Genomic DNA, 6,205 nt, shown 5'->3' on the forward strand with positions numbered 1-6,205 from the left:
CATTGACTGTTTGCTATAGCGAGATCCATTCTTGGGGCATGAGCACTGACGCCCTGGGGCCGATGGAGACCATGTCGCTGGCCGATCAGGCATACCGGCGACTGCGGGCGGCCGTCCGCGAGGGCATCCTGCGGCCGGGCGAGAAGATCACCGAACGTGATCTTGCCGCCCGGCTCGGAGTGAGCCCCACTCCGATCCGCGAGGCGCTGCGGCAGTTGGTGCACGAAGGGGTCGTCGAGCGCGTCGGCCCGCGGGCCCTGCGGATTGCCGATCACTCCTCGGCGGCCCGTGCCGAGATCGTCGAGGCTGAGGTCCGCCTGTCCGCGCTCATGGCACGTCTCGCTGCCCGCAATGCCTCCGCCGAGCAGCTGACCGGCCTGGTCTCCCTGCTCACCCAGGCTGATCAGATCGTCGCCGGCATCGAGCAAACCGTTACCGAACAGGGTCCGGAAGCCGACGTGTCCGACCAGGTCGTGGCTGTCTTTCACATGCTGCGCCTCTTCCACCACCAGGTCGAGGCCTGCGTCGGCAACCCCGTCCTGGAAGGCCTGCTGAACCAAGCCCGCGCCTTCAGCGACGAAGAACGGCTCGACCTCACCATGGAGCTCGCACCCGCGCGCGCCGAAGCATTCCGCGCCCGCTACCACGAGCACCGCGAGCTTTTGGACGCACTCCTCGAAAGGGACGAGGAGCACGCCGAGGAACTCGCCGCGCGTCACCATCGCGCCGCGCTCGACCAGCTCTCCGGCAGCTGACCCTCCCCCTCAAACCGCCTGCTCCGCCCACCGGCGTTGATGCGCCCCCGGCGAACAGGCTCCCTTTTGCTATAGCATGTGGCATAGGAGCCGTCATGACGATGCCCGATTCACCACCCGCCCCTGGGGCAGCCACCATCCCGTCGCCGTCAGGCGTGGGTGAGCGCATGAACCGCAGTGCGGTGCTGTGGGTGACCCTCGCGGTGTTCGCCCAGGAAGCGGTCTGGAACTTCTACGACGCCCAGGTCCCCGAACAGCTGCGGCACTACTTCGCCTCCGCAGGCGTGATCGGTCTGATCATGGGCCTGGACCACTCCTGGGGCATCTTCACCCAGCCGTTCGTCGGGTTCTTCTCCGACAAGCTCGTGCGCCGCCGCGCGGGCCGGTGGCCGATTGTCCTGGTAGGGGCCGCAGCCGCGAGCGTGCCGTTCGTCCTGATCCCCTGGGCGGACAACCTGCCCCTGCTGATGATCTGCGTGGTGGGATTCGCGGCCATCGCCAACGCCTTCAAGGGCGTCACAGAGACCCTCGTCTCCGACTACGTCGTCCGGTCCCAGCGCAGCAAGGCCCAGGGGTTCATCAAGGCCGGTGCTGCGCTGACCATCATCGTCTCCTCCCTCATCAGTCTTCTGGTCGTCGACCGCTCCCTGCACCTCGCGTTCGCGATCCCTCCGCTGCTGATGCTGGTCATGCTCGGTCTGTCCTGGACCTTCCTCGGGCGCCGCCACACCGATTCGGTGCTCCCCGAGGACAAGACGGAGACGGTCCGCGACTTCGCCTCGCCGTGGGCGGTGATGAAGGACGCGCTGCGCACGCCGACCAGCCCCACGTTCCTGCTGATGATCGGCATCTTCTGTTTCGCCGGCATGTGGTCAGCACTCCGCTCGCTGATGACCCCCTACGGCACCCAGGTCCTCGATCTGACCCGTGGCGAGGCCGGCGGCCTGGCCCTGCCGGGCGCCGTCGCCTTTCTCGTCTGCGTCCTGCCGATCGCCTACCTGTCCAACAAGCTCGGCCAACTGCGCTCAATGCGTTACGGCGTCGGTCTGTTCATCGTCGGCCTTCTGATCGGCTTCGCCTGGCCCACCGTGCCCGGCACCATCGCCTCGATGATCATCTCGTCACTCGGCTACGCATCATTTGCCGTCAACGCGCTCGTCGCCCTGTGGAACCTCGCCCCCACCCAGAAAGTGCTGGGCACCTACACCGCCCTCTACACCATCGCTTCGCAGTCGGGCATGGCACTGGGCCCCGGTCTCCTCGGCACGACGATCGACCTCACCGCCTGGCGCTACATGTTCCTCAACGCCACCGTCTTCGCCGTGATCACTCTTCTCGTCTTCACTCGCCTCGCCCGCCGAGGTCCCGACCGGCCCGCAACCTGACGACGCCCACAGACCTCTGCCTCCGTACGCGCAATCCCGAAAGGCACCACCTCATGGAACTCCGCATCCTGGCCCCCACCGGCGCACTCGGCGCCGGGTTCGACGCATCCGCCTTCGCGACCGGCGTCGCCGCCCGCCCGGACGTGATCGCCTGCGACGCCGGCTCCACCGACTCCGGCCCCGCCGCCCTGGGCTCCGGCACCCCCAAACTGTCCGCCCAGGCCGTCACACGCGACCTGCGGCTCCTGCTGCGCGCCCGCGACCAGCTCGGCGTGCCACTGATCATCGGCTCCTGCGGAACCTCCGGACGCGACGTCGGCGTCGACCGGGTCGCCGACATCGCCCGCGCCATAGCCACAGAGGAGAACCTGCACTTCAAACTCGGCCTGATCTACTCCGACCAGCCCACCGAACGGCTGGAGGAACTCTACGACGCCGGCCGCATCACCCCCCTCGCCAACGCACCCGAGATCGACCGTGAACTCTTCGGGCGCAGCCACACCGTCGCCATGATGGGCGTCGAACCCATTCAGGAAGCCCTCCAGGACGGCTGCGACGTCATCCTCGCCGGCCGCGCCAGCGACACCGCCCTGTTCGCCGCCCTCCCGCACCTCAAGGGCACCGACCCCGGCCTCACCTGGCACATGGCCAAGACCATCGAGTGCGGCGCCGCCTGCGCCATCCCCCCGTCCGCGAACGGCCTGCTCGTCACACTGCGCGAGGACCACTTCGACGTCACCACCCTCGCCGACGGCAGCCGCCTCACCCCACGGTCGGTAGCCGCGCACACCCTGTACGAGAACGCCGACCCCTTCCACATCGCCGAACCCTCCGGAGTCCTGGACACCACCGACGCCACCTACGAGGCCGTCGACGACAGAACCGTCCGAGTCCGCGGAGCCCGCTACGTACCCGCCGACGGCTACACCAACAAGCTGGAAGGCGCCGAGCTCATCGGCTACCAGACCGTCATCATCGGCGGAGTCCGCGACCGGATCGTCATCCAGACCCTTCCCGAACTCCTGCCCATGGCCAAGCACTACTTCGACGCCAAAATCGCCGACATCTTCCGCGGCACCGTCGACCCCGCCGACGTCGACATCGACTACCGCCTCTATGGCACCGGCGCCGTTCTCGCGGGCAACGAGCCCGACCCGCTGGATCCGCGGGAACTCGGAGTGCTCATCACCGTCACCGCCCCGGACCAGGCCACCGCCCACGCCGTCGCCACCTTCGTCGCCCACGCCAGCAGCCACCTGCCGATCCCCGAGTACGACGGCCTGGTCTCCACCCTCGCCTACCCCTACTCCCCGCCCGAAATGGACCGAGGACCGCTGTACCGCTTCACCCTCAACCACGTCGCCACCGGCGTCACCCCCACCGAACTGTTCCGCACCACCACCGAGGAGCTGTAACCCCATGACCACCCTGCTCGACTACTGCTCCCTCGTCCGCTCCAAAAACGCCGGGCCCTTCACCCTGACCTTCGACTTCATGTGCCACAACGAACAGACCTACGAAGCCCTGGTGGCCACCGAGTTCCTCAACAAGCAGCTCTTCGCCACCCTCTACAACACCGACCCCGACAACGTCCTCCTGGTCAACCACCCCCTCGCCCTCGCCGTGAAGGTGTCCCTGCCGCGTCCGGCGGTACAGGGCGAACTGCGCGACACCGACTGCTACGCCGGGCAGCAGTACGCACCCCTCATGGACATGGAAGTCGCCCCCTGACGACCTGCCTCCAGTACGGCAACGGTCGGGTGGGGCCACCCGCGCTGAGCCTGAACGAGAACGATCAGCGCCTGGTCGCACGAACGGCGGTGGTCGATCCGCAGCAAGCATCGTTCCAGAGCGTGCTCCTCATCGACGGCAGGACAGACCTCACCCCTCGCGAGCAACACCCTGCGTTAACTGCTGGTCCGCGTCCGCAACGCCCACGAAGCCCCTTGCGATGACGCGTCGGCCGCTGACGGCTGAGAACGTGCTCGTGCCCGGCCGCGTGGTCGGCACTCTGTACGCCATCCCCGCCGAGATGGCCTACGCCGTCTCGGCTCGCCGTCCCCCATACCGGGCGCAGAAGACCGATCGGAGGCGATCCGGCGATGCCTGAGCTGCTCCGCCGCGGGGCGACAGTGCGCTTGGGACGAGTGCCGCGAGTTCATACGTGGCCAGAGCTCGGCCCGGGCACGGACGGCCAGGGCAACACGGGTCCGTACCGAGCCGAGAACCATCAACAACCCGTACGCGCAGTTGGCCAGCCCGCTGCACCCGGCGGCGGAGGGGCCGACTCCTGCGTTCAGACTCTTTCCACCCGAATGGGATGGCCCTCCAGGAACTTGTCCATGTCGTCGACATCCGAGGTGAAGACAGTGACCTCGAAGCCGCGTTCCGCCGCCTTGACGGCTACGGCAGCCAAGACGGCATCAATGGCGTACTTGTGCCCGTGCAACCCAGCAGCCTTCATCATGCGGCGGGCCAGGGAGATCGCCTTGTCGTCGGTGTGCTCCACATCGATCCGGGACAACGCCCAGTCCCACAGCCCTTGGCGCGCACCCTGTTGAGGGTTCCACGCCTCCAGCGTGGTGAGCGCGCTGGTGACGACAGCGATGTCCAGGCGCGGCGCTGCCTTGATCAAGGCAGCCATCTGACGGTCACCCTGGACCGCCTTGGACAGCGCCTGGGAGTCGAGGACGAAGGCGCGCCGACGTGCTGATGAGCCACCAGCGCGCTTCGAACGGTTCACGCCGCGGCGCCGGGCGAGCGCTTCTCGTCATGCCAGTCATCGATGGCCGCGATGCGCTCCAGCGCTGCCCGCTCCTCCTCGGCCGTGACCGAGCCGTACTCGTCCTCCAGGCGGTCCCCCAGCTCGCGTAGCCGGTCCATCGCGTCCTGATGGGCCGCGGCTGCCGCGATGTAGGCGGACACCCCCCGGGCATCGACCCGCCCCTTGATCGATTCGACCAGCTCATCCGGCACCGTGATCGTGATCTTCCGAGTCGCCATACTCGAAGTATGCCATGCGACCCCGTCTGCACGGGGCACGTAAACACCAGTCGCGTGCACGCACTTTCGCGCCGGCCGGGAGGAGGAGTGCTCCCGCATCTTCATGGAATCGGCGGCCGTGGGACCGTCCCACAACGCTCCACGAAGGCTTGGCTGCAAAACCCCAGGTCAAAGCCGTTCAGAGTTCACTTTTGACGCGCGAGGCCCCACATTCTCCACAGCGCCGTGAGGCGAACGCCACACGCGAAACGCCCCCGGAAAACGCGTTTCCCCAGGTCAGAACGTTTCTGCCTGGGGACGCTGGTGGGGCGGGTGGGACTCGAACCCATTCAAGTGATGCCTCTGACCTGCAGCTTTACCAAAGCGACCGATTTACACCCCCGCTTCGCTCCAGTTGCGTCCTACTCGATCCCGCTCCATCGGAAGTGGTGCAGCGTTCGCTGCCCCACCGCTCCAGCGCCCCATGGGGTTCAGGTTTCCGATCTTTCCCATGCCCGACCCCCGCCGAAGCGGCAGTCGTGCAGTAAGCAGGACGCCGCCGGAAAGTGGGCTAGCGCGGCGGGAAGCCACAGCACTAACGGTCACGTTCTGCCACGCGCGGAGGCGGCCGAGATGCCGTGCCCGGGAGCGGGGTACCAGTCCCTCGTGTAGTTCCGCGCTCTCCTGGAGGGTCGTCCCGGGGCATGTGCCGTCGTCGCTGTCCGCCGCACCTGCTCGATCGTCACGTCGCCGAGCGCCCCTTGGCATAGGGACGTCTTGTGTCACCATCTGCCGCATCTCGAGGTGACCTCACCCCCAGTGCGCAACCATTGGTCACCTGCTGACCATAAACCGCCTGCGCGGCCCTCCCGATCGAGCCGTGCAGGACAGTCACACGTCAAGACAGTCGGCAGCGAGCTTTGGCCAGGCACCAACTGTCGCCTGAGCAATAGCATTCCGTATGTCTATCGGGAACGATCACACTGACGGGGGTGCCTCTATGTCGTTCGTCAATCCTGCGCTGTCGGTTTTGGGGGTTTCGGTCCCGTTCATGTGGCGAGGGTGACGGCGGGGGTTCGGGAC

At 67.1% G+C, this 6,205-nt stretch carries 6 protein-coding genes; 4 read left to right on the forward strand and 2 right to left on the reverse strand.

What is annotated here, in order from left to right; all coding sequences use genetic code 11:
* Positions 1–38 precede the first annotated feature (38 nt).
* The 4 genes from ABT001_RS04810 to ABT001_RS04825 all read left to right on the forward strand — a co-directional run bounded on the left by ABT001_RS04810 (position 39) and on the right by ABT001_RS04825 (position 3,871).
* Positions 39–755 carry a GntR family transcriptional regulator gene (locus ABT001_RS04810; protein WP_351272396.1) on the forward strand — a complete coding sequence of 239 codons (717 nt, stop codon included), beginning with the start codon at positions 39–41 and terminating at the stop codon, positions 753–755.
* A 95-nt stretch (positions 756–850) separates the two neighbouring features.
* Complete coding sequence (locus tag ABT001_RS04815; protein WP_351272399.1) at positions 851–2,140, forward strand: MFS transporter; 1,290 nt, start codon at positions 851–853, stop codon at positions 2,138–2,140.
* A 53-nt stretch (positions 2,141–2,193) separates the two neighbouring features.
* Positions 2,194–3,555 (forward strand): acyclic terpene utilization AtuA family protein, encoded by a 1,362-nt coding sequence (locus ABT001_RS04820; protein ID WP_351272402.1) that lies wholly within the window; start codon positions 2,194–2,196, stop codon positions 3,553–3,555.
* A 4-nt stretch (positions 3,556–3,559) separates the two neighbouring features.
* The gene (locus ABT001_RS04825) at positions 3,560–3,871 is read left to right on the forward strand and encodes a DUF4387 domain-containing protein (protein ID WP_351272404.1); all 312 of its coding nucleotides are present in this window, start codon (positions 3,560–3,562) and stop codon (positions 3,869–3,871) included.
* A gap of 565 nt (positions 3,872–4,436) precedes the next feature.
* Here the strand turns inward: ABT001_RS04825 and ABT001_RS04830 are convergent.
* Positions 4,437–4,883 carry a hypothetical protein gene (locus ABT001_RS04830; RefSeq protein WP_351272406.1) on the reverse strand — a complete coding sequence of 149 codons (447 nt, stop codon included), beginning with the start codon at positions 4,881–4,883 and terminating at the stop codon, positions 4,437–4,439.
* Positions 4,880–5,143: a hypothetical protein gene (locus ABT001_RS04835; RefSeq protein WP_033299579.1), complete on the reverse strand. Its 264-nt coding sequence runs from the start codon at positions 5,141–5,143 to the stop codon at positions 4,880–4,882. The genes ABT001_RS04830 and ABT001_RS04835 overlap by 4 nt, the downstream gene beginning before the upstream one ends.
* Positions 5,144–6,205: the final 1,062 nt, after the last annotated feature.

It is taken from the genome of Streptomyces sp. NPDC002793 (genome assembly GCF_040295485.1).
Lineage (GTDB): Bacteria > Actinomycetota > Actinomycetes > Streptomycetales > Streptomycetaceae > Streptomyces.